This window comes from Burkholderiales bacterium, assembly GCA_036262035.1.
Classification (GTDB): Bacteria; Pseudomonadota; Gammaproteobacteria; order Burkholderiales; family SG8-41; genus JAQGMV01.
This window is the reverse complement of record DATAJS010000004.1, coordinates 28,889-48,933: the sequence shown is the minus strand read 5'-3', so window position 1 is coordinate 48,933 and position 20,045 is coordinate 28,889. Positions and strand designations below refer to the sequence as shown.

The 20,045-nt window shown below is 66.7% G+C and carries 16 protein-coding genes; 4 read left to right on the top strand and 12 right to left on the bottom strand.

What is annotated here, in order from left to right; translation table 11 throughout:
• Nucleotides 1-6 precede the first annotated feature (6 nt).
• On the top strand, nucleotides 7-981 hold the full coding sequence (locus VHP37_02870) for a tripartite tricarboxylate transporter substrate binding protein (protein ID HEX2825266.1): 975 nt from the start codon (nucleotides 7-9) through the stop codon (nucleotides 979-981).
• Between the two features lie 74 nt (nucleotides 982-1,055).
• Here VHP37_02870 and VHP37_02865 read toward each other — a convergent pair whose 3' ends face one another.
• Entirely contained in the window at nucleotides 1,056-1,490 is a 435-nt protein-coding gene (locus tag VHP37_02865; protein HEX2825265.1) for a heme-binding protein, read from the bottom strand.
• A gap of 66 nt (nucleotides 1,491-1,556) precedes the next feature.
• Between VHP37_02865 and VHP37_02860 the strand changes: the two genes are divergently transcribed.
• Nucleotides 1,557-2,516, top strand: a complete 960-nt coding sequence (locus tag VHP37_02860) for a tripartite tricarboxylate transporter substrate binding protein (protein HEX2825264.1) — start codon at nucleotides 1,557-1,559, stop codon at nucleotides 2,514-2,516.
• Nucleotides 2,517-2,667: 151 nt separating this feature from the next.
• On the opposite strand, the gene VHP37_02855 is transcribed toward VHP37_02860, so the two are convergent.
• Together VHP37_02855 and VHP37_02850 are read right to left on the bottom strand one after the other, a co-directional pair.
• The gene (locus VHP37_02855; GenBank protein HEX2825263.1) at nucleotides 2,668-3,207 is read right to left on the bottom strand and encodes a hypothetical protein; all 540 of its coding nucleotides are present in this window, start codon (nucleotides 3,205-3,207) and stop codon (nucleotides 2,668-2,670) included.
• Between the two features lie 126 nt (nucleotides 3,208-3,333).
• Entirely contained in the window at nucleotides 3,334-4,572 is a 1,239-nt protein-coding gene (locus VHP37_02850; GenBank protein ID HEX2825262.1) for an alpha/beta hydrolase, read from the bottom strand.
• Between the two features lie 56 nt (nucleotides 4,573-4,628).
• Between VHP37_02850 and VHP37_02845 the strand changes: the two genes are divergently transcribed.
• Nucleotides 4,629-6,254, top strand: coding sequence for an amidase (locus VHP37_02845; protein ID HEX2825261.1), 1,626 nt, complete (start codon nucleotides 4,629-4,631; stop codon nucleotides 6,252-6,254).
• A 184-nt stretch (nucleotides 6,255-6,438) separates the two neighbouring features.
• Here the strand turns inward: VHP37_02845 and VHP37_02840 are convergent, their stop codons facing one another.
• The 5 genes from VHP37_02840 to VHP37_02820 all read right to left on the bottom strand — a co-directional run bounded on the left by VHP37_02840 (nucleotide 6,439) and on the right by VHP37_02820 (nucleotide 13,495).
• A complete protein-coding gene (locus VHP37_02840) occupies nucleotides 6,439-9,207 on the bottom strand; it encodes an EAL domain-containing protein (protein ID HEX2825260.1) in 2,769 nt (922 codons plus the stop codon).
• Nucleotides 9,208-9,414: 207 nt separating this feature from the next.
• Nucleotides 9,415-9,921, bottom strand: a complete 507-nt coding sequence (locus tag VHP37_02835) for a 3-isopropylmalate dehydratase (GenBank protein HEX2825259.1) — start codon at nucleotides 9,919-9,921, stop codon at nucleotides 9,415-9,417.
• Nucleotides 9,922-10,128: 207 nt separating this feature from the next.
• Entirely contained in the window at nucleotides 10,129-11,382 is a 1,254-nt protein-coding gene (locus VHP37_02830) for an aconitase/3-isopropylmalate dehydratase large subunit family protein (GenBank protein ID HEX2825258.1), read from the bottom strand.
• A gap of 215 nt (nucleotides 11,383-11,597) precedes the next feature.
• On the bottom strand, nucleotides 11,598-12,488 hold the full coding sequence (locus VHP37_02825; GenBank protein HEX2825257.1) for an isocitrate lyase/PEP mutase family protein: 891 nt from the start codon (nucleotides 12,486-12,488) through the stop codon (nucleotides 11,598-11,600).
• A gap of 44 nt (nucleotides 12,489-12,532) precedes the next feature.
• Complete coding sequence (locus VHP37_02820) at nucleotides 12,533-13,495, bottom strand: tripartite tricarboxylate transporter substrate binding protein (GenBank protein ID HEX2825256.1); 963 nt, start codon at nucleotides 13,493-13,495, stop codon at nucleotides 12,533-12,535.
• Nucleotides 13,496-13,574: 79 nt separating this feature from the next.
• On the opposite strand from VHP37_02820, the gene VHP37_02815 reads away from it, so the two are divergent.
• Nucleotides 13,575-14,549: a tripartite tricarboxylate transporter substrate binding protein gene (locus tag VHP37_02815; protein ID HEX2825255.1), complete on the top strand. Its 975-nt coding sequence runs from the start codon at nucleotides 13,575-13,577 to the stop codon at nucleotides 14,547-14,549.
• On the opposite strand, the gene VHP37_02810 is transcribed toward VHP37_02815, so the two are convergent.
• From VHP37_02810 to VHP37_02795, 4 genes are all read right to left on the bottom strand, one after another.
• Nucleotides 14,521-15,810, bottom strand: a complete 1,290-nt coding sequence (locus tag VHP37_02810) for an MFS transporter (protein HEX2825254.1) — start codon at nucleotides 15,808-15,810, stop codon at nucleotides 14,521-14,523. The two genes, VHP37_02815 and VHP37_02810, sit on opposite strands and share 29 nt — an antisense overlap.
• Before the next feature lie 19 nt (nucleotides 15,811-15,829).
• The gene (locus VHP37_02805; GenBank protein HEX2825253.1) at nucleotides 15,830-16,606 is read right to left on the bottom strand and encodes a glucose 1-dehydrogenase; all 777 of its coding nucleotides are present in this window, start codon (nucleotides 16,604-16,606) and stop codon (nucleotides 15,830-15,832) included.
• A 111-nt stretch (nucleotides 16,607-16,717) separates the two neighbouring features.
• Nucleotides 16,718-17,857 carry an acyl-CoA dehydrogenase family protein gene (locus VHP37_02800; protein ID HEX2825252.1) on the bottom strand — a complete coding sequence of 380 codons (1,140 nt, stop codon included), beginning with the start codon at nucleotides 17,855-17,857 and terminating at the stop codon, nucleotides 16,718-16,720.
• A 4-nt stretch (nucleotides 17,858-17,861) separates the two neighbouring features.
• On the bottom strand, nucleotides 17,862-19,985 hold the full coding sequence (locus VHP37_02795) for an acetate--CoA ligase family protein (GenBank protein HEX2825251.1): 2,124 nt from the start codon (nucleotides 19,983-19,985) through the stop codon (nucleotides 17,862-17,864).
• Nucleotides 19,986-20,045: the final 60 nt, after the last annotated feature.

Sequence of the window (20,045 nt, the reverse complement as noted above, 5' to 3'; positions counted from 1 at the left end):
GAAACGATGAGAGCATGGACCTTCGCGGCGCTGGCCGCGCTCGCCTGCGCGCCCGCCGCGCTGGCGCAGACGTGGAAACCCACCAAGCCGGTCGAGATCGTCGTCGGCTCCGCGCCGGGCGGCGCCCCCGACGTGATGGCGCGCCTGGTGCAGAACATCTTCCAGGGCAAAGGGCTGGTACCGTCGAGCACGGTCGTCAACAAGCCGGGGGGCGGCAACACGGTGGGCTGGGCGTACCTCAACCAGCACGCCGGCGACGGCCACTACATCGCGACCTATTCGCCGACCGTGATCGGCAACAGGATCATGGGCACGAGCCCGCTCACCTACACCGACTTCACGCCGCTCAACATCCTCGCGCGCGAGTACGTGGTGTTCGCCGTCAAGGCGGACTCGCCGATCGCGTCGATGAAGGAGCTGACCGCGAGGCTGAAAAAGGACTCGCAGTCGGTGAGCTTCGCCTTCGCGACCGCGCGCGGCAACCACAATCACATCGTGCTCTCGATGTACCTCAAGTCGATCGGCGTCGATCCCAAGGTCGCGAAAGCGGTGGTGTATCCCGGCGGCGGCCCGGCCATGACCGCGATGCTCGGCGGCCACGTCGACGTGTACGTCGCCGCGCCGCGCAGCATGCTGCCCATGCAGAAGGACGGCCGGGTGAAGATCCTCGGCGTCTCGGCGCCGCAGCGCCAGCCGGGCGCCCTCGCCGAGCTCGTGACGATGAAGGAACAGGGCTACGACGCGGTGTTCTTCACGTGGCGCGGCTTCATGGGCCCGCGCGGCATGAAAGCGCCCGAAGTCGCTTACTGGGACTCGGTGTTCGCCAAGCTCGCGCAGAGCGAGGAATGGCGCAAGGACACCGAGCAGAATTTCTGGAACGCGGATTACCTGCTGTCAGCCGAGACTCGCAAGCATCTCGATCGCGAGTTTGCGCTGCTCGGCGGGATACTCAATGAGCTGGGGTTGGCGAAGAAGGAGTGATGAGGTGAAGGTGATGAGATGAAGGTGATGAGATGAAGGTGAGAACTCACCTCTACCTCCTCACGTCTACCTCATCACTCCTTCGCGTCAGCCACCAGCCCCGCCTGCTCGATGCCGTAAACACAGCACGCCTCGTCCTCGTCCCCCGTGCCGCCGCTGCCGCCGGCGGCGCCGAGGATGGCGCCGTCCTTGTCGCGGATGAGCGCGGCGCCGGTCTGCGGCAGGAACTTGCCTTCGGCGGTCGCCGCGAGGGTCACGAAGAAGCTGGGGTTGTCCTTCGAGCGCTTCCATAGCGCGCGGCTTGAAGCACCCATCGCGACCGCCGCCCACGCTTTGCCCTTGGCGACGTCGAGCCGGAACATGCTCGCGCCGTCCTCGCGCTGCGCGGACACGACGTGGCCCGCATCGTCGAGCACGACGATGCCGAGCGGCTTGATCTTCATCTCGCGGCCTTTGGCGAAAGCGCCTTCGATGATCCTGTTGGCCTGGGCCAGGGTGAGCTTGGGCATGCGGACTCCGTGGTCGATCGATTGTTTAGGTGTATGTTACGACGAAACAATCGGGGAGGAACGACGATGGGCCGATGCATCGCCGCCGCGCTCGCGCTCGCATGCGCGAGCGTCGCGCACGCGCAGCAGGATTATCCGAACAAGCCGATACGTGTGATCGTGCCGTCCGTCGCGGGCGGCGGCACCGACTCGAGCACGCGCATCGTCGTGGGAAAGCTCGGCGAATCGCTCGGGCAGCGCATCGTGGTCGACAACCGGGCCGGCGCAGGCTCGATCATCGGCACCGAGATGGTGGCGAAGTCGCCTCCGGACGGCTACACGCTGCTGGCCGCGATCAGCTCGATGACGATACAGCCGTCGATGACGCGCAACCTCTCCTTCGACCCGGTGAAGGACTTCTCGCCGGTCTCGCTGTTCGTGCGCCTGCCGAACATGCTCGTGGGCCATCCGTCGCTCCAGCCCAAGAACGTGAAGGAGCTGATCGCGTTCGCGAAGGCGCGGCCCGGGCAGCTCTCGTTCGCGTCGGCGGGAACGGGCTCCAACCTGCACCTGTGCATGGAGATGTTTCTCAGCATGACGGGCCTCAAGATGGTCCACGTGCCTTACAAGGGCGCGTCGCAGGCCGTCGCCGACGTCGCCGCGGGTTACGTTCCGTTCATGGTCACCAACATGATCACCGGCACGGCGCAGACCAAAGCGGGCAGGCTGCGCGCCTACGGCGTCACGAGCGCGAAGCGGTCCGACGCCGCGCCCGACGTGCCGACGATCGCGGAGCAGGGCGTGACCGGCTACGAGGCGGTGCAGTGGTACGGCCTGATGGCGCCCGCCGGCACGCCGCGCGAGATCGTCGCGAAGCTGCACAAGGGCGTCGTCTTCGCGCTCCAGGACAAAGGCGTCAGGGACCTCTTCCACGCGAGCGGCGCCGAGCCGGTCGGCAACACGCCGGAGGAATTCAGCGCGCTGGTGAAGAGCGAAGTGATGAAGTGGGGGAAGGTGGTGAAGGCCGCCGGCCTAAAGCCGGAATAAGTGACGGATGAAGCGGTGACGGATAGAACGGTGACGGATAAATCGGTGACGAAAAGCGGTCGCGACGCCGTAATCCGTCACCGCTTCACCCGCCACCACGAACAAAACGCCGCATACGCGGCGTTTCGTTCGTACGTCACCGCTTCATCCGTCACGGTTTGTTCGGTATCGGCACCCTCACCATCAGCGCTCCCACCCACTGCCCCGGGTTGCTGTTGGCGGCGAAGAACGCCGGCGTGAAGTTGGCGTGGCACAGCACGCAGGCGGTATGGAACGTGTTGCTGAGCGGAACGGTCTGTCGGAACACGTACTTCCCCTGCACCTTCTCCACCGTGGTCTGCGCGACGCCGGTGAGCGCCGCGGCCAGCGCCGCTTTCTCGAAGCTGTCGCTCGGCAGGTTGTTCTTGCCGCCCTGCGGCTCGAACGTGCCGATCAGGCGGATGTTGCGGTTGTCGTCGTCGAAGATGATCGAGATCGCCTGCTTGCCGTGCTCGACGTTCGCGGCGGTCGTCTCGTTGAACTCCTGGAACAGCGCGGCGACGAGCTCGTTGATCAGCAGACCGGACACCTCCTCGGCGAATGCGACCTGTGCAGCGGTGGGCGGGCTGTCGGCGGACACGCCTGCGGTTACGGCGAGGCCGAGCGATGCGGTTGCGAGGATGCTTGCGAATCTGAAGCGTTTCGGATTCATCGCGACTTCCCCCTGTGCAAGTTGATCGGAATGACGCAACTGCACTACCGCTTTTAGACCTCGCGGTCAGGGGGGTCAAACGCACTTTCGCTCTAGGCTCGCATCGCCATGACGGCGACATGGAGATTAGAACGCGCTCTTCGCCAGCTGCCCGTTGGACTGCACGAACCAGCGCTCGCTCTCGAACGGCTTGCCCGCGAGCCGCGCCGCCATGCAGTCGGCGGCGAGCACCGGCGGGGTGGGTCCGAGATGGGTCGAAGGCACGTTGCCGACCGAATGGCGGCAGTCCTGGTACACGACGAGGCGCTTCGGACATTGCAGCGTGCGCATGAAGCGCTCGGTGTGCTCCAAAGGCGAGAGCTCGTCCATCTCGCCCGCGATGCAAAGGTAGGGCGCGCGGATCCTGTCGGCGTAGCCTTCCCACGTCAGGGTCTTCACGAACGCGTCGAACGCCGCTTCGTCGCCGTAGCCGGACATGTACATGAAGCGCTGCTTGAACGTCGGCGACGCTTCCTCGAAGATCGTGTGGAAACCCGGCTCCAGGCACGTCGCGGCGACAGCACAAGCTCTATAGCGCGGCTCCGACGCGCACGAGATCGTCGCGAAGAAGCTGCCGAAGCTCTGCCCGACGACGCCGATGCGCTCGGGGTCGATCTCGGGCCGGTCGCGCATCCATTCCATGATCGCGCGCCCCGCCTCGATCCAGCTCTCCATCGAGACGTGGATGCCGAGCACCGCGCTCTCGTACTGGCCCGGGCCTTCGACCGAGAGCACCGCGATGCCGCGCGACAGCCAGCGGTCGCCGTACATCGCCACGCTCGCTTCCTTGAAGCCGTCCATGCCGGGAATCGAGACGACGGCCGGGATGCGCCCTCCGCTGTAGCCCGGCGGCAGGTGGAACCAGCCCGGCAGCGCGCTGCCGCGGAACGGGATCCACGCCTGCTCGACCTTGCGGTCGGCGTAGTGCGCGTAGCAGGTGTAACACTCGCGCTTCTTCTGGTTCAGATACAGGTTGCGGTCGTTGTTCTCGTCGTACGGCCACTGCGACGCGGCGTACTGCACTGCGGCGATGAAGAAATTTTGGCGCGCGGTGACGTGCTCGCCCGCGCGCTCGGCTTCGCGCGCCTTCGCCTCGCGGCGCCGCGCGGCGGTTTCGAACGCCGGCGAGATGTCCGCGTACTTCTTCACGCGCTCGCGGATGCCGGCGAAGTCGGCGTTGGCCTCGGGACCGCAGGGCGCGTTGTAATTGACGCTGCGCGGCTGGTCCCAGTCGATGCCGACCGAGCGGATCACGTTGTCGATCAGCCAGCGCTGCTCGGTCCAGCGCCGGGTGTGAGGCGCCTGCGCGCTCTTCGGATTGTCCATGGCCGTCCTCCTGCGGTTATTCTATCCGTCGCTCATCCAACCGCAGGACCGCTCCCATGACAGCCGACCTCCACTATCTCACCGTCGCACAGGCGGCCGACCTCATCAAAGCGCGCAAGCTCTCGCCGGTCGAGCTCACGCAGGGGCTGATCGCCCGCACCGACGCGCTCGACGATCAGCTCGACGCCTACATCGCGCGCACGTCCGACATCGCGCTATGGGCCGCGCGGCGCGCGGAGCAGGACATCTCGAAAGGCGACTATCGCGGTCCGCTGCACGGCGTGCCGTTCGCGCTCAAAGACATCTACAACACCAAGGGCACGGCGACGACGGGCGGCTCCAAAGTCGCGATCGACAACGTTCCCGAAGAGGATGCCGCGACGACGGCGAAGCTCGTCGAAGCAGGTGCGGTGCTGTGCGGCAAGCTCCAGACGCACGAGTTCGCGCACGGCGGCCCTTCGTTCGATCTGCCGTGGCCGCCTTCGCGCAACCCGTGGAACCTCGAGCACTTCACCGGCGGCTCGTCGAGCGGTTCGGGCGCGGCGCTCGCCGCGGGCCTCGTTCCCGCGGCGCTGGGCTCGGACACCGGAGGCTCCATCCGGGGCCCCGCGTCGTTCTGCGGCATCACCGGCTTCATGCCGACCTACGGGCTCGTCAGCCGTTACGGGGTCATTCCCAACTCGTTCACTTTCGATCACTGCGGGCCGATGGCGCGCACCGTCGAGGACTGCGCGATCCTGCTCCAGGCGATCGCCGGGCACGACCCCCGCGATCCCGGCAGCATCGAGCAGCCCATCCCCGATTACCGCGCGTCTTTGCGCGGCGACATCAGGGGCTTGCGCATCGGGGTGCTGCGGCATTACTGGGAGGAGGACCTCCCCGGCCCCGACGACCAGCGCGCGATGATGGAGGAAGCGATCCGCGTGTTCGCGGACCTCGGCGCGAAAGTGGAGACCGCGCGCGCGAGGCCGATGATGGAAGGGCTCGACATCAAGGTGATCATCGGCGAGAGCGAGCTCTTCTCCGTCCACTACGACAACCTCGTTACGCGCCCGGGCGATTTCGGCCGCGACTTCCTCGGCCGCGCGCTGCCGGCGTGCCTCTTCACGGCGAGCGACTACGTGCAGGCGTCGCGCGAGCACCGGCGCTATCTCGCCGAGATGCAGCCGCTCTACGACCGCTACGACGTGCTCCTCACGTGCGGCTTCGGCCCCGCGCCGCGGCTCGACGAGCACCGCACGGTCAACTTCTACAAGCGCTCGAACGTCTTCACGCCGTCGAACGTCGCGCGCAATCCCGCGCTCGTGCTGTGCGGCGGGTTCTCGAAGAACGGGCTGCCGCTCGGGCTGCAGATCATCGGCCGTCCGGGCGACGATGCGCGCGTGCTGAAGACCGGTCACGCCTTCCAGCAGGCGACCGACTGGCACACGCGCCATCCCAAGCTCGAGCCCGGAACGCCCCAGCCGAAAGTCACGCCGGGCAACGAGCCGGTGCGGCCCGACCTCGACGCGAAGACCGTGTCGCTGGTCGAGCGGATGGCGAAGCGCGCGGGACTGAACCTGAACGAGCGCGAGATGACGATACTGCTAGAAACCGCGCCGTATGCGCTCGCCATGGCGGAGCGCATCCGCAAGCCGCGCGATCGGATGGAGCCGCTGTCTTTGGTGTTTCGGTTTACCTGAGCCTCAGTGGTGCGTTACGCGGCTTCGCCGCTAGTCCTACTGTGTCATTGCGAGGAGCCGCGCGCGCGGCGACGAAGCAATCCCGAGACGCTCGGGACGGCTCGTGCGCCACGAGATCGCCACGGCTCGCTGCGCGAGCCTCGCGATGACACAGTACGATTAGGCAGCAGCCGTAAGGCACCGCCTACGCCGATCGGTCGTCGGCGATGAGCGCGCCGCACTCGTCCGCCGGCAGCGGCCTGGAGTAGATGAACCCCTGCACCTCGTCGCAGCCGTAGCGCTCGAGGAACTCGAGCTGCGCCTCGGTCTCGACGCCTTCGGCGATGACCTTGAGCTCGAGGCTGTGCGCCATCGAGATCACCGCCTGGGTGATCGTCGCGTCGTCGGGATCGGTGGTGATGTCGCGCACGAACGAGCGGTCGATCTTCAGCGCGCGCAGCGGGAAACGCTTGAGATAGCCCAGGCTCGAATAGCCGGTGCCGAAATCGTCGACCGCGGTCTGCACGCCGAGCGATTGCAGGTACTCGAGGGTGCGTATCGCCTCGTCGGTGTTGTGCATGATCGCGCTCTCGGTGATCTCCACTTCGAGCAGCGCGGCGTCCGCGCCGTGCTTCTCCAGCGCGCGCCGGATGCTGCCGGCGAGGTCGGGCGCGACGAACTGCCGTGCCGAGAGGTTGATCGCCACCGGCACGGGGTCTATGCCGGCCGCCTGCCACGCCTTGATCTGCCGGCATACCGCGTCGAGCACCCACGAGCCCGCCTGCACCACGAGGCCGGTCTCCTCGAGCAGCGGGATGAAATCGCCCGGCGGCACGAGCCCGCGCTCGGGGTGCATCCAGCGCAGCAGCGCTTCGACGCCGGTGATGCGGCCGGTCGCCACGCTCACCTTGGGCTGGTAGTGCAGGACGAACTCGTCGCGCTCGATGGCGCGGCGCAGCTCGGCTTCGAGGCTCATCATCTCCCGCGTGCGGCGATTGAGCTCGCTCGTATAGAACTGGAAGTTGTTGCGGCCGAGCTCCTTGGCGCGGTACATCGCCACGTCCGCGTTGCGGATCAGGATGTCCTGGTCCTCCCCGTCGTTGGGATAGACGGTGATGCCGATGCTCGCGGTGACGAAGACCTCGGCGCCTTCGAGCAGGAAAGGCTGGTTGAACGAATCGACCGCTTTCTGCGCGATGATCGCCGCGTCCTCGGCCTCGGCGACGCGCGAGAGCACGATCGCGAACTCGTCGCCCGAGAGCCGGCCGACGGTGTCGTCGCTGCGCACGCACGCCGCCAGGCGCTCGGACACCATCTTGAGCAACTGGTCGCCCACGGTGTGGCCGAAGGTGTCGTTGACGTGCTTGAAGCGGTCGACGTCGATGAAGAGCACCGCGAGCGTCCACTTGTTGCGCCGCGCCTGCGCCAGCGCGTGCGCCAGGCGGTCGTAGAACAGCGCGCGGTTCGGCAGCCGCGTCAGGCTGTCGTAATGGGCGAGGCGGCGGAACTGCTCCTCGCTGCGCTTCAGGAGCTCGGCCGCGCGCTTCGCCTCGGAGATGTCCTGGATCACCGCGATGAAATAGCGCGGCGCGCCGTCCGCGGCGCGCACCAGCGAAGTCGCCATCGAGACCCAGACCGGCGTGCCGTCCTTGCGCACGAGCTGTTTCTCGCGCACCTGCTCGGGCGCCTCGCCGCGCAGCACGCGGTCCCTGTAGGCCTTCAGCGCCTCGAGGTTCTCCGGCGTGTTCACGTCGGCGATGCTCATCCCGAGCATCTCTTCGCGCGTGTAGCCGACGATGCGGCAGTACTTGTCGTTCACGCGCAGGTAGTTGAGATCGAGTCCGCTCACCGAGATGCCCACGTCGGCGTTCTCGAACATCGCGCGCAGTTGCTGCTCGCTTTCCAGGAGCGACGCCTCGATCAGCTTGCGCTCGGTCATGTCGCGGCTGATGCCGACGACGCCGATGATGGCCCCGGCCGAATCGCGCAGCGGGACCTTGGTCGTCAGCGACCAGCGGTCGTGCAGGCTGCCGTCGGGCTTGGTGTAGACCACGTGCTGCTCGTGGTCGATGATCGACTGGCCGAGCGCGAGTATGGGACGGTCCTGCGCTTCCAGGCTCGCCGCGAGGTCCGGCGGAAAGACATCGTAAATCGTCTTGCCGCGCGCCTCGTCGATCGTCAGCCCCCGCGCGGCCAGCCACGACCGGTTCGCCATCGTGAGCCTGCCGTCGGCGCCCTTGACGTAGATGTAGTGCGGCAGCGCGTCGATGATCGTGCGCAGCAGCATGTGCTCGCGTGCGAGCGCCTCCTCGGCCGTCTTGCGCGCGGTGATGTCCTCGACGATGCTGATGACGTCGACGACGGTGCCGATCTCGTCGTAGGCGGGGGACATCGTGCGTTTGGCCCACACGTACGTCCCGTCCTTGCGCACGTAGCGCTTCTCGACGACCGAGCTCGTGGCGCGCCCGGCTTTCGCCAGCTCGCGGAACGCCGCCCCGGTGCCGTAGTCGCCCGGCGCCGTCACGTCGATCGTCTGGCGCCCGATCAGCTCGTCGCGCGTGTAGCCGAGCATGTCGCAGAACTTCTGATTGACGTCGATGAAGCGCCCGGAGAGGTCGATGCGCGTGATGCCGACCGCCGCGTGCTCGAACGTCTCGCGCAGCCGGCGCGCGCTCACCGCGACCGCGCGCCGTGCCGCTGCCCGCTTCAGGCGCCCCAGCGCGTAAGCGACGTCCTGCGCGAGGTCTTGCAGCCGCCGCAGCTCGAGCGGACCTGCGGGCCGTACCGGCTGCGCCACGAGCTGGCCGAACGCGCGGCCGGCCATGACCAGCGGGATCGAGACCGCGTCAGGCGCGCTCGAAGCCGCATCCTGTCCGTCCGCGTCGGACGCGATCCTCGCGGCGGCGTATTCGCCGGACTGGACGAGCAGGGTCTCGATCGTGCGCGCGAGCTCGGCCTCCTCGCGTGCGCGCATGCATGCGCGGGCGCACTCGAGGAGCAGACGGGCGCTGGGACCGGGCGTATCGATGGGAAGCGCGGACGCGTCAGCCGCCTCCCCGCCGTCGGCGGGCTGTGGTTGGCCGAATGCGTCGAGTTCGGGATGCCCCATGCGCCTCCATAGCGTTGCGCGCGAGTATAGCGTAGGGGATTATCGGAAGTGTGGGCTTACTGTCGCGAAATCCTACGTAGCGGCCTTGGGCGCGATGCACCCGTCGCGCTCGAGCAGCGGGAAGATCCCGCCGGCGTCGACGATGCGCAGGAGCTGCGGCGGTATCGTGCGGCCCGGGAGCGACTTGCCCCGCGTCACGTTGGTCACCGTGCCCGCGTCGAAGTCGACGAGCGCTTCGTCGCCTTCTTCGAAGAGGTCGGGCACGCCCGGGCACTCCATCGCGGGAAACGCGAAATTGACCGCGTTGCGGTAGAAGAGCCCGTTGATCGAGTCCGCGACCAGGCACGACAGCCCGAGGTTCTTCAGGTTGCGCGCCGCCGGACGGCTCGAGCCCATGCCGAAGTTACGTCCCCCGATCAGGATATCCCCCGCCCGCATCTCGTCGACCCAGCCCGGACGATTGGCGCGGAAGACGTAGCGAAGCTGCTCGTCGGGCGTCAGATAGAACGCGACGTTCGGCAGGATGAGGTCGGTGTTGATGTTGTCGCCGAACTTCCAGACTCGGGCGGTGAATTTCATGGTCGTAACCTTAGGATCAAAAGCATTAACACGGAGGACACGGAGGAGAAGCAAATGGGTCATCGCGAGGAGCGAAGCGACGTGGCGATCGCGTGACGCACGATAACGGGCGCTCCGGGATTGCTTCGTCGCTCGCGCTCCTCGCAATGACGTTTCTCTCCGTGTCCTCCGTGTTCCTCCGTGTCCTCCGTGTTGACGCTTTGCTTTTCAGTTCAGGAATTCGCGGGGATCGGTGATGTAACCCGCCAGCGCCGAAGCCGCGACGGTCGCCGGCGAGCCCATGTACACCTTGGAGCTCGGGTCGCCCATGCGGCCCTTGAAGTTGCGCGTGCTGGCGGTGATACAGACTTCGTCGGGACCGATGACGCCCATGTGGCCGCCGCCGCACGCGCCGCAGGTCGGGGGCGCCACGATCGCGCCGGCGTCGGCAAGCTTCTCCAGCGCGCCGCTCTTCAGCGCCTGCCGATAGACGAGCTGCGACGCGGGCGTCACGATGAAGCGCACGCCTGCACTGACGCGCTTGCCCGCGACGACCGAGGCCGCGAGCTCGAGGTCGTCGAGCGTGCCGTTGGCGCAGCTCCCGAGATACGCCTGGTCGATCCTGGTGCCGGCGGCGTCCTTCACCGGGCGTGAGTTCTGCACGACCGTGTCCGGGAACGCGACCAGCGGCTCGAGCGTCGAGAGATCGACCTCGCGGACGTCGAGATACTTCGCGTCGGCGTCCGGATACACCGCCTCGAACTCGCGGGTGCTGCGCGAGCGCACCCAGTCGATCAGCACGTCGTCGGGCTCGAAGGTCGCGAACTCGGCCGAGAGCTCGGCCGACATCGTCGTCAGTGTCTTGCGCGCGTTGACGGACAGGCTCGCCATGCCGGGACCGCCGTACTCGACGTTCATCGTCGCGTGCGCGCCGTGCTTGCCCGCGATCTGCAGGAACGCGTCCTTGGTCGTGACCGCTTTCGGCAGGGTGCCGGTGAGCTGGTAGCGCACGGTCTCACCGCAACGGAACCACGTCTCGCCCTTGATCGCGGAGTAGAAGACGTCGGGGCCGCCGACGCCGCGCGCCAGGCAGTTGAAGACGCCGGCGCTGCAGGTGTGGGAGTCGCTGCACACGAGCACCGTGCCGGGAATGCCGTAACCGAGGTCGGCGACGAGCTGATGGCTGATGCCCTGGTCGTAGCCGACGTCGTGCACGCGCTTGATGCCGAACTTCTCGGCGAACTTGCGCCCCGTGATGTGCGCGCCCGCCGCCATCGCGTTCGGCGCCGGCACGCGATGGTCGAGCACCACGACGATGCGCTCGGGGTCGCGCACCTTGAGGATGTCGCGCCAGTTCGCCGGCATGAAGTTGTTGTCGAAAAGTATGACTGTGTCGACTTCGACCGTGACGATGTCCCCCGGCCCCACGACGTCGCGGCCGCCTTTGTTCGCGAGGATCTTTTCCGCGATGGTCATGCCCATGGCTTAACTCCTAAAAACCTTTTTAACCGCAAAGGACGCCAAGGACGCAAAGGAAAGCAAAAATGTCATCGCGAGGCGCCGAAGGGCGCCGCGGCGATCTCGTGGCGCACGATCCGGACGTTCCGGGATTGCTTCGTCGCTCGCGCTCCTCGCAATGACAAATTCGTTTTTCCTTTGCGTCCTTTGCGTCCTTGGCGGTTAATTGCTTTTGAACTTCAACCGCCCGTGTATTTCTTCTCGAGCTCATCGAGCGCCTTCATGCCCATGAGATCGTTGAGCTCTTCGAAATTGACCGACAGATCCGGCCGATCGACCGACTTGTTCGCCCCGAGCACGTCGGTCTTGAACACGTCGAGCGCGTTCATCATGCCGCGCAGCGCCGCGGCGGACAGCAGGCGCGGATAGCTGATCTGCGCCACGCCGAGCTCCTGCAAGTACTTCGGTGGGATGAGCGGCGTGGTCTTTCGCGCGCGGATGCCGAGGCCCATGTTGACCGAGAGCGGCTTGGAGACGCTCTTCGCGACTTTCGCGATGTCCTCGCGCGACGAGAGCGCATCGGCGAACACGCAATCGGCGCCGGCCTCCGCGTACAGGTTCAAGCGGCGGATCGCTTCATCGAGACCGAGCGGAGTCGCCGCATCGGTGCGCGCCTTGATGACGAACCCCGAGTCGCGGCGCGCGTCGACCGCGGCCTTGATCTTCTGCACCATCTCCTCCGCGGGGATGACCTGCTTGCCCGCCATGTGGCCGCAGCGCTTGGGCCATACCTGGTCCTCGATCATGATCGCGGCCATGCCCGCCTTCTCGAACGCCTGCACGACGAAGTACACGTTGAGGGCGTTGCCGTAGCCGGTGTCGGCGTCGGCCTGCAGCAGCAGATCGGTGCAGTCGGCGATGCGCCGCGCGTTCTCGAGGTTCTCCGAGAGGCCCATGATGCCGCGGTCGGCCCAGCCGAGGCGGCTCTCCGACGTGCCCGCGCCCGAGATGGTCGCGGTCCTGAAACCCGCGCTCGCGATGAGCCTCGCCGAAAATCCGTCGTAGACGCCGGGGGTGATGACGATTTCGGGCGCGTTGATGAGCGCCTTCAGTTCCTTGCCTTTGGACATCGCTGACTCCTTAACCGTTGGTGTCCCGCTGCGAGACACCCACTTCAACCCTGGTCGGCTTTGAGGCCGAGACTTTTGATGAGCTTGCCCCATTTGGCGGCTTCGCCCCGGATATGTGCGGCGAACTGCTCGGGCGTGCTGCCGCCGGCTTCGCCGCCGAAAGCGCCGAGGCGCTCGCGCGCATCGTTCGCTGCAAGCCCTTTGACGATGGCGCCGTTGAGGCGCTCCTGCACCGCCGCCGGCGTCGCCGCGGGCACCAGCACGCCGAACCAGCCGCTCGCCTCGTAACCGGGCACGCCCGACTCGGCGACCGTCGGCACCGCGGGCAGGAGGTGCGAGCGCTTGGCGCCCGTCACCGCGAGCGCGCGCATGCGGTTGGACTTCATATGAGGGATGAGGCTCGACAGGTCGCCGGCCATCATCTGCACCTGTCCGCTGATGAGATCGACGGCGGCGGGGGCGACGCCTTTGTACGGGATGTGCACGATCTTCATGCCCGTCATCGATTTCAGGAGCTCGTTCGCGAGGTGCGTCGTCGAGCCCGCGCCGGGCGACGCGTAGTTGAGCTGATTCGGCCGCGACTTCGCGAGCGCCACCAGCTCCTTCACATTGTGCACCGGCAGCGTCGGATGCACGACCAGCAGGAACGGCATGATCGTGGCGAGCGAGATCGGCGCGAAATCGCGCGCGGCATCGTACGGAAGCCTGGGATAGAGGCTCGGGTTGATCGCGAGCGGCCCGCTGCTGCCGAGCAGCAGGGTGTAACCGTCGGGCGGCGATTTCGCGACGACTTCGGCGCCGATGCTGCCCGCCGCACCGGTGCGATTGTCGACGATGACGGGCTGGCCGAGCGCTTCGGTGAGCTTGTGTCCGACGGTGCGCGCGACGAGGTCGGCGCCGCCGCCGGGCGCGAACGGCACGACGAAACGAATGGGCTTGGTCGGATAGTTTTGCGCGTGAGCGGCGCACGCGGCGAGCATCGCGGCCGCGGCGATTGAGAGCTTCATTGTTCCTCCGGGGATTCTTCGATTCTACCGGGGTCGGGCTAAAATTCCGGCCTCCGGAAGCACATCGAAAGACACCCCAATGAAAAGCACTCTGACGCGCGGCGCGGTCGCGCTCGCGCTCGCCGCAGCGCTCCCCGCGATCGCTGCGCAAACCAACTACCCCACGCGCCCCGTGCGCCTGCTCGTTCCCAGCACGCCCGGCGGCAGCGTCGACACGCTGTCGCGCACGATCGGCTCCCGCCTCAGCGAGAAATGGGGCCAGCAGGTCGTGGTCGACAATCGCCCCGGCGCAGGCGGCGTGATCGCCGCGGAAACGACGGCGAAAGCGGTTCCCGACGGCTACACGTTCCTCATGTGCACGGTGTCCTCGTGCGCGACCAACGTCAGCCTGCACAAGAACCTGCCCTACGATCCGATCCGCGATTTCGCGCCGGTGACGCTCGTCGCCACGCAGAACCTGATGCTCGTGGTGAACCCGTCGATCCCCGCCAATTCGGTGAAGGAGCTCGTCGCGCTGGCCAAGGCCAATCCGGGCAAGTATTCGTTCGCTTCGGCGGGCAACGGCACCGGCAGCCATCTTTCGGGCGAGCTTTTCAAGCTGCTCGCGGGCATCAACATCTTCCACGTGCCGTACAAAGGCGTGGCGCCGGGGCTGCTCGACACCGTCACCGGGCAGATCTCGATGAATTTCCCGAGCATCATTTCGGGCGTGCCGCAGGTCAAAGCGGGCAAGCTGCGCGCGCTCGCGACCACCGGGCCCAAGCGCTCGGCGACCGTTCCCGAGCTGCCGACGATGATCGAGGCGGGCATCAAAGGCTACGAGTCGGCGACGTGGTACGGGATCCTCGCGCCCGCGAAGACGCCGAAAGACATCGTCGACAAGGTGAACCGCGAGGTCGTGGCGATCCTCAACCAGCCGGAGCTGCACGACCGCCTGACCAAGGAAGGCGCCGAGCCCGTAGGCAGCACGCCGCACGCGTTCAGCGCCTACATGAAGGCCGAGATCGCGAAGTGGGCGAAGGTCATCAAGTCCGCGGGGATCCAGGCGAACTGAGCGCGGCCTCGCGCCCGCGCGCGACATCCACGCTCGCCACGAGCGCGAGGCCCGCGACGAAGTAGAAGCCGGTGATGAGGATCGCGAGGCGGTGATCGCCGCCCGAGATCCAGCTCACCAGGCCGTAGGTGATCGGGCCGAGGATGGACGAGAGCTTCACCGCGAGCCCCCACAGCCCGAAGAACTCCCCGCTGCGCTCCGGCGGGGCGAGATAGCCGACCATCGCGCGGCCCGCCGACTGGCTGGAGCCGAGGCAGACGCCGACCAGATTCGCGGTGATCCAGAAGAGCGCCCTGCTCTCGCTTTCGTACGCGAGCAGGACGACGGCGATCCAGCCGAGCAGCGTGAAGACGATGGTGCGCACGTGGCCGAGCCGGTCCTGGAACTGGCCGAAGAGATAGGCGCCGACCGCCGCGGTGACGTTGACGACCAGGATGAGCGAGATCGTCTCCTGCGTGGTGAAGTGCATCGCTTCCTGCGCGTAGATCGCCGCGAGCGCAACCACGGTCTGTATGCCCGCCTGGTAGAACACGACGCACAGCAGGAAGCGCTGCAGGTCGCTGTAGCGGCGTGCGTGCGCCAGCGTCTGCCGGATGCGCGCGAAAGCGCGCTGCGCCGCGTGCTGCTGCCCCGTCGGCCGCGCGCGCTCGCGCAGCCAGAGAAAAGTGGGGAGGCTCGCAGCCGCGAAGATCGCCGCGGTGATCAGCATCGCGACCGGCACGAACTGCGCCGCGGCCGCGCCCTGCGCTTGCGCGTGCGTGACGTAGGCCAGGCACGCGCCTAAGCTCACCAGGCCGCCGACGTAGCCCAGCGACCAGCCCCATCCCGACACCTTGCCGATCGCACGCTCGTCCGCAAGCTCCGGCAGGAACGCGGCGATCAGGTTCTCGCCGCTGCCGAAGAAGAAGTTGGACAGCACGATCAAGGCGACCGCCAGCGCGACGTCGCCGCGGCCGACCGCCGCGAGCGCGGCGGTGCACAGCACGCAGCCGACCGTGGTCAGCAGCAGGAGCTTTTTCTTGGCGGCGTGGGCGTCGGCGTAGGCGCCGATCAGGGGCCCGGTCAACATGATGAGGACGTACGACAACGACAGCGCCGCGGTCCATGCGAACGTCGCCCACGGCGCCTTGCCCGCGACTTCGGCGACGAAGTACGCGCTGAACACCGCGGTGATGACGACCGTCGTATAGCCCGAGTTGGCGAAGTCGTACATCGCCCACGCCCAGACTTCGCGCTTGCGAACGCCCGGCGCGAGCGTCACGGCGCGCGCCGCGGGCGGGTTACCAGGCGACGGAGCCTCCGTCGACCGGGATGATCGCACCGGTCATGAAGTTCGACGCGCTGGAGGCGAGCAGCACCGCGATGCCCTTGAGATCGTCCGGGCCGCCGGGTGCGCCGAGCGGGATCTCGCGGTCGATATTCTCCTTGTTCTTCTCGTAGAGCTTCTGGTTGAGAGGGGTCACGAAGAAGCCGGGGCAGATGCAGTTCACCTGGATGTTGTGCTGCGCCCACTTCACCGCGAGATCGCGCGTGAAGTTCACCAGCGCGCCTTTGCTCGCGCCGTAGGCGATCGAGTTGTAGGCGCGCGGGTTGCGGCCGACGAGGCCGGCGATCGAAGCGATGTTGATGATCTTGCCGCTCCTGACCTTGATCATCTCGCGCCCCAGCGCCTGCGCGCACAGGAAAGGCCCGGTGATGTTGAGATCAAAGACCTGCTGCCAGCGCTCGACCGGCAAGTCCTCGGGCGGCGCGACCCATGCGCGGCCGGCGTTGTTGACCAGCGTGTCGATGTGCCCGAAGCGCTTCATCACCGCGTCCTTCATCGCTTCGACCTGGTCCTGCTTGGTCACGTCGCAGGCGACCGCGAGCGCTTTCACGCCCGTTTTCTCGATCTCGTGCGCGGCCTGCTCGCAGGCGTCGAGCTTGCGCGACGCGATCACGAGGTTCGATCCCGCCTCGGCGAGCCCCAGCGCCATGCGCAGACCGATGCCGGTGGCGCCGCCGGTGACGACGCTCACCCTTCCTTCCAGGTTCAGCAGTTCTTTAACGTTGGCCATGCCAGTCCTTATTCTTCAAAAGCATTCACCGCCAAGGACGCAAAGGACGCCAAGGAAAAGCAATTCGAATAGTGTTCTTGGTTTCCTTTGCGTCCTTTGCGTCCTTTGCGGTTAATTGTCCTTTAACAGCTGCCCCGCAATGATGTTGCGCTGGATCTCGGACGTGCCTTCGTAGATCCGCACGATCCGCGCGTCGCGGAACGTGGTCTCTATGCCCATCTCGCGCATGTAACCCATGCCGCCGTGGATCTGCACCGCGGCGTCGACGACGCGGCCCAGCGCTTCGGTCGAGAAGAGCTTGGCGGCCGAGGCTTCCATCGTGCCGCGCTCGCCGCTCACCAGCTTGTCGATCGCGCGGTAGGTGAGCCCGCGCGCGGCGTCGCGCGCGACCGACATGTCGGCGAGCATCCATTGCAGGCCCTGGTGGTCGGCGAGCTTCTTGCCGCCCTGGGTGCGCACTTTCATGTAGTCCACGCATTGCTGGATGAGCTTGTCCATCATGCCGCAGCAGCGCGCGGAGACGGTGACGCGCCCCGCGGTCAAGGTCTTCATCGCCTGGATGTAACCCAGGCCTTCGCCGCCGAGGAGGTTCTCCGCCGGCACTTCGCAGTCGGTGAACGCGAGCGGCGCGGTCGTGCAGCCGTGCATGCCCATCTTGAGCTCGTTCCTGCCGATGGCGAAACCCTTGAAGCCGCGCTCGAGGATGAACGCCGAGATGCCCTTGATGCCTTTCGACGGATCGGTGATCGCCATCACCGTGAACACGTTCGCCAGGATCGCGTTGGTGATGAAGATCTTCTCGCCGTTGAGGATGTACTTGTCGCCCTTCCTCTCGGCGCGCGTGCGCATCGACGCGGGGTCCGAGCCCGCCTGCGGCTCGGTCAGCGCGAAGGCGCCTATCCATTCGCCGCTCGCCATCTTCGGCAGATATTTGCGCTTCTGCGCCTCGTTGCCGAGCGCGACGATGCCGGCCGTGCTGATGCCGGTGTGGTTGCCGATGAGCGTGGCGAAACCGTAGTTGGTCTTGCCCATCTCTTCCTCGACCGCGCACTTCCCCGCGAGGTTGAGGCCGATGCCGCCGTACTCCTCGGGGATCGTGAGGCCGAAAAGCCCGATCTCGCGCGCCTTGCGGATCAGGTCGTCGGGAACCGCGTCGTTCTCCTCGATCTCGCGCGAGCGCGGATCGACTTCGCTGCGGATGAAGCGGCGGATCTCGTCGCAGAGCTGGCGGACTTCGCTTGAGACTTCCATGTCGTTATCCCTTCGGCTTGATCAGCGCGTCGGCGGCCTTCACGCCCTTGCCCTTCTCCATGACGAACAGCGGATTGATGTCGAGCTCGGCGAGCGAGTCTTTCAGATCGACCGCGAGGGCGGACAGCCTGACGATCGCATCCGCCAGCGCATCGACGTCCGCGGGCGCTTTGCCGCGCGCGCCCGCGAGCACCGGGTAGCCCTTGATCTCCTCGATCATCTCACGCGCGACCGAAGGCGTGACGGGCGCCAGCCTGAACGCGACGTCCTTCAGCACCTCCGCGAAGATGCCGCCGAGGCCGAACATCACCGCCGGGCCGAACAGCGGATCGTTGGTGACGCCGAGTATCGCCTCGGTGCCGCCTTTGACCATCTCCTGCACCAGCACGCCTTCGATCTTGGCGTCGGCCTTATAGGCGCGCGAGTTGGCGACGACCTCGTCGAACGCCTTGCGCAGCTCGGCATCGTCCGCCAGCCCGAGCTTTACCGCTTTGGCTTCGGTCTTGTGCGAGATGTCGGGCGACTGGATCTTGATCGCGACCGGGTAGCCGATGCGCTTCGCCGCCGCGACTGCTTCGTCCGCGGTCGCGGCGAGCGCCTCCTGCGTCGCCGGGATGCCGTATTCGGCGAGGATGCGCTTCGCTTCGTGCTCCGCGACGTCGGCGGTGCGCCCCGCGAGGAGCTTCTTCGCCCCAGGGCCCTGGAGGACCAGCGGTCTTTCGTTGCGCTGCGCCTCAACGCGGCGCTTCGCTTCCGCGTACCACGACACCGCCGCCAGCGCCCGGCCGCAGCGCACCGGCGACTTGTAGTGCGGGATGCGCGCGGCGTCGAGCAGGCCGTAGGCATCGACCGCGGACACGTCGCGCGCGCTCCAGCAGAGGAATACCGGCTTGTCGGTCTTCTTCGCCCCCGCGACGATCTCGGCCGCGATGGCGTGCGCGAGCTCGCCCTGCAGCGAGGCGTTGATCATCGCGACGCAGTCCACGCCCGGATCGTCGATGATCGTCTGCAGCGTGCGGTCGATCAGCGTGAGGTCGTTGAAGATCGCCGCGGTGACGTCGACCGGGTTCAGCAGCGATCCGAACGACGGGATGAACGCTTTGAGCTTCGCCAGCGTCTCGGGCGCAAGCTGCGCGAGCTGCATGCCGCGCGCGACGATCTCGTCGGTCATCAGGATGCCCGCGCCGCCCGAGATCGTGATGATCGCCAGCCGGTTGCCTTTCGGCAGCCGTCCCGAGCGGAACGCGCGACCGTAGTCGACCACGTCCTGGATGTCGTCGACCTGGATGATGCCTTTCTGCCTGAACGCCGCGCGATAGAGCGCCATCGCCCCGCCGAGGTTGGCCGTGTGCGACGCCGCAGCGCGCTGGCCCTGCTCGGTGTTGCCGACCTTCCACATGAGGATGGGCTTGCCGGCCTGCATCGCTTTCTCGCCCACGTCGAGCAGCCGGTCGGCGTCCTTCAGGCCTTCGACGTACCCCGCGATGATCTCGGTCTGCGGATCGCGGATGAAATACTCGATGAAGTCGAGCGTCGAGACGCCGATCTCGTTGCCGGTCGTCACCATCTGCCGGAACGCGAGGCCGCCGTCCTTGGACGAGAGGTTCATCACCGAGAAACCGAAGCCGCCCGACTGCGACACCATGCTCACGGGGCCGGGATCGTAATCGGAGTTGAACACCGAGCCGAAGCCGCCGTACACGCGGTCGGCGACGTTGATCATGCCCTGGCAGTTCGGGCCGATGACGCCGATGTCGTATTCGCGCGCGATTGCCCGGAGCTCTTCCTGGAGCTGCACGCCGCCGCCGCCGACCTCGGAGAAGCCCGAGCTGAAGATGATCACGTAGGGCACGCCTTTCTTCCCGCAGCGGCGCAGCATGTCGACGACCATCGACGCGTTGACGAGGATCAGCACGAGCTCGGGCGTCTCGGGAACCTCTTCTATGGAGGGGTAGCACTTCAGCCCCGCGACTTCCGGGTAGCGCGGATTGACCGGATACAGCGTGCCGGCGTAGCCGTGCGACTGCAGGTGCTTGAGCGGCTGGCCCTGTATCGTGACGAAGTTCGGCGAAGCGCCGATGACGGCGATCGAGCGGGGGTTGAAGAAGCGTTCGAGATCGGTGCGCATGGGTGGAAAACCGTGAACCGTGAGCCGTGAACGGCGAAAGCCTTGAATGCTATCATCCGG

Coding starts and splice junctions, on each gene's coding strand:
- VHP37_02870 (HEX2825266.1), top strand. CDS start 7: ATGAGAGCATGGACCTTCGCGGCGCTGGCCGCGCTCGCCTGCGCGCCC.
- VHP37_02865 (HEX2825265.1), bottom strand. CDS start 1,490: ATGCCCAAGCTCACCCTGGCCCAGGCCAACAGGATCATCGAAGGCGCT.
- VHP37_02860 (HEX2825264.1), top strand. CDS start 1,557: ATGGGCCGATGCATCGCCGCCGCGCTCGCGCTCGCATGCGCGAGCGTC.
- VHP37_02855 (HEX2825263.1), bottom strand. CDS start 3,207: ATGAATCCGAAACGCTTCAGATTCGCAAGCATCCTCGCAACCGCATCG.
- VHP37_02850 (HEX2825262.1), bottom strand. CDS start 4,572: ATGGACAATCCGAAGAGCGCGCAGGCGCCTCACACCCGGCGCTGGACC.
- VHP37_02845 (HEX2825261.1), top strand. CDS start 4,629: ATGACAGCCGACCTCCACTATCTCACCGTCGCACAGGCGGCCGACCTC.
- VHP37_02840 (HEX2825260.1), bottom strand. CDS start 9,207: ATGCGCGCACGCGAGGAGGCCGAGCTCGCGCGCACGATCGAGACCCTG.
- VHP37_02835 (HEX2825259.1), bottom strand. CDS start 9,921: ATGAAATTCACCGCCCGAGTCTGGAAGTTCGGCGACAACATCAACACC.
- VHP37_02830 (HEX2825258.1), bottom strand. CDS start 11,382: ATGGGCATGACCATCGCGGAAAAGATCCTCGCGAACAAAGGCGGCCGC.
- VHP37_02825 (HEX2825257.1), bottom strand. CDS start 12,488: ATGTCCAAAGGCAAGGAACTGAAGGCGCTCATCAACGCGCCCGAAATC.
- VHP37_02820 (HEX2825256.1), bottom strand. CDS start 13,495: ATGAAGCTCTCAATCGCCGCGGCCGCGATGCTCGCCGCGTGCGCCGCT.
- VHP37_02815 (HEX2825255.1), top strand. CDS start 13,575: ATGAAAAGCACTCTGACGCGCGGCGCGGTCGCGCTCGCGCTCGCCGCA.
- VHP37_02805 (HEX2825253.1), bottom strand. CDS start 16,606: ATGGCCAACGTTAAAGAACTGCTGAACCTGGAAGGAAGGGTGAGCGTC.
- VHP37_02800 (HEX2825252.1), bottom strand. CDS start 17,857: ATGGAAGTCTCAAGCGAAGTCCGCCAGCTCTGCGACGAGATCCGCCGC.
- VHP37_02795 (HEX2825251.1), bottom strand. CDS start 19,985: ATGCGCACCGATCTCGAACGCTTCTTCAACCCCCGCTCGATCGCCGTC.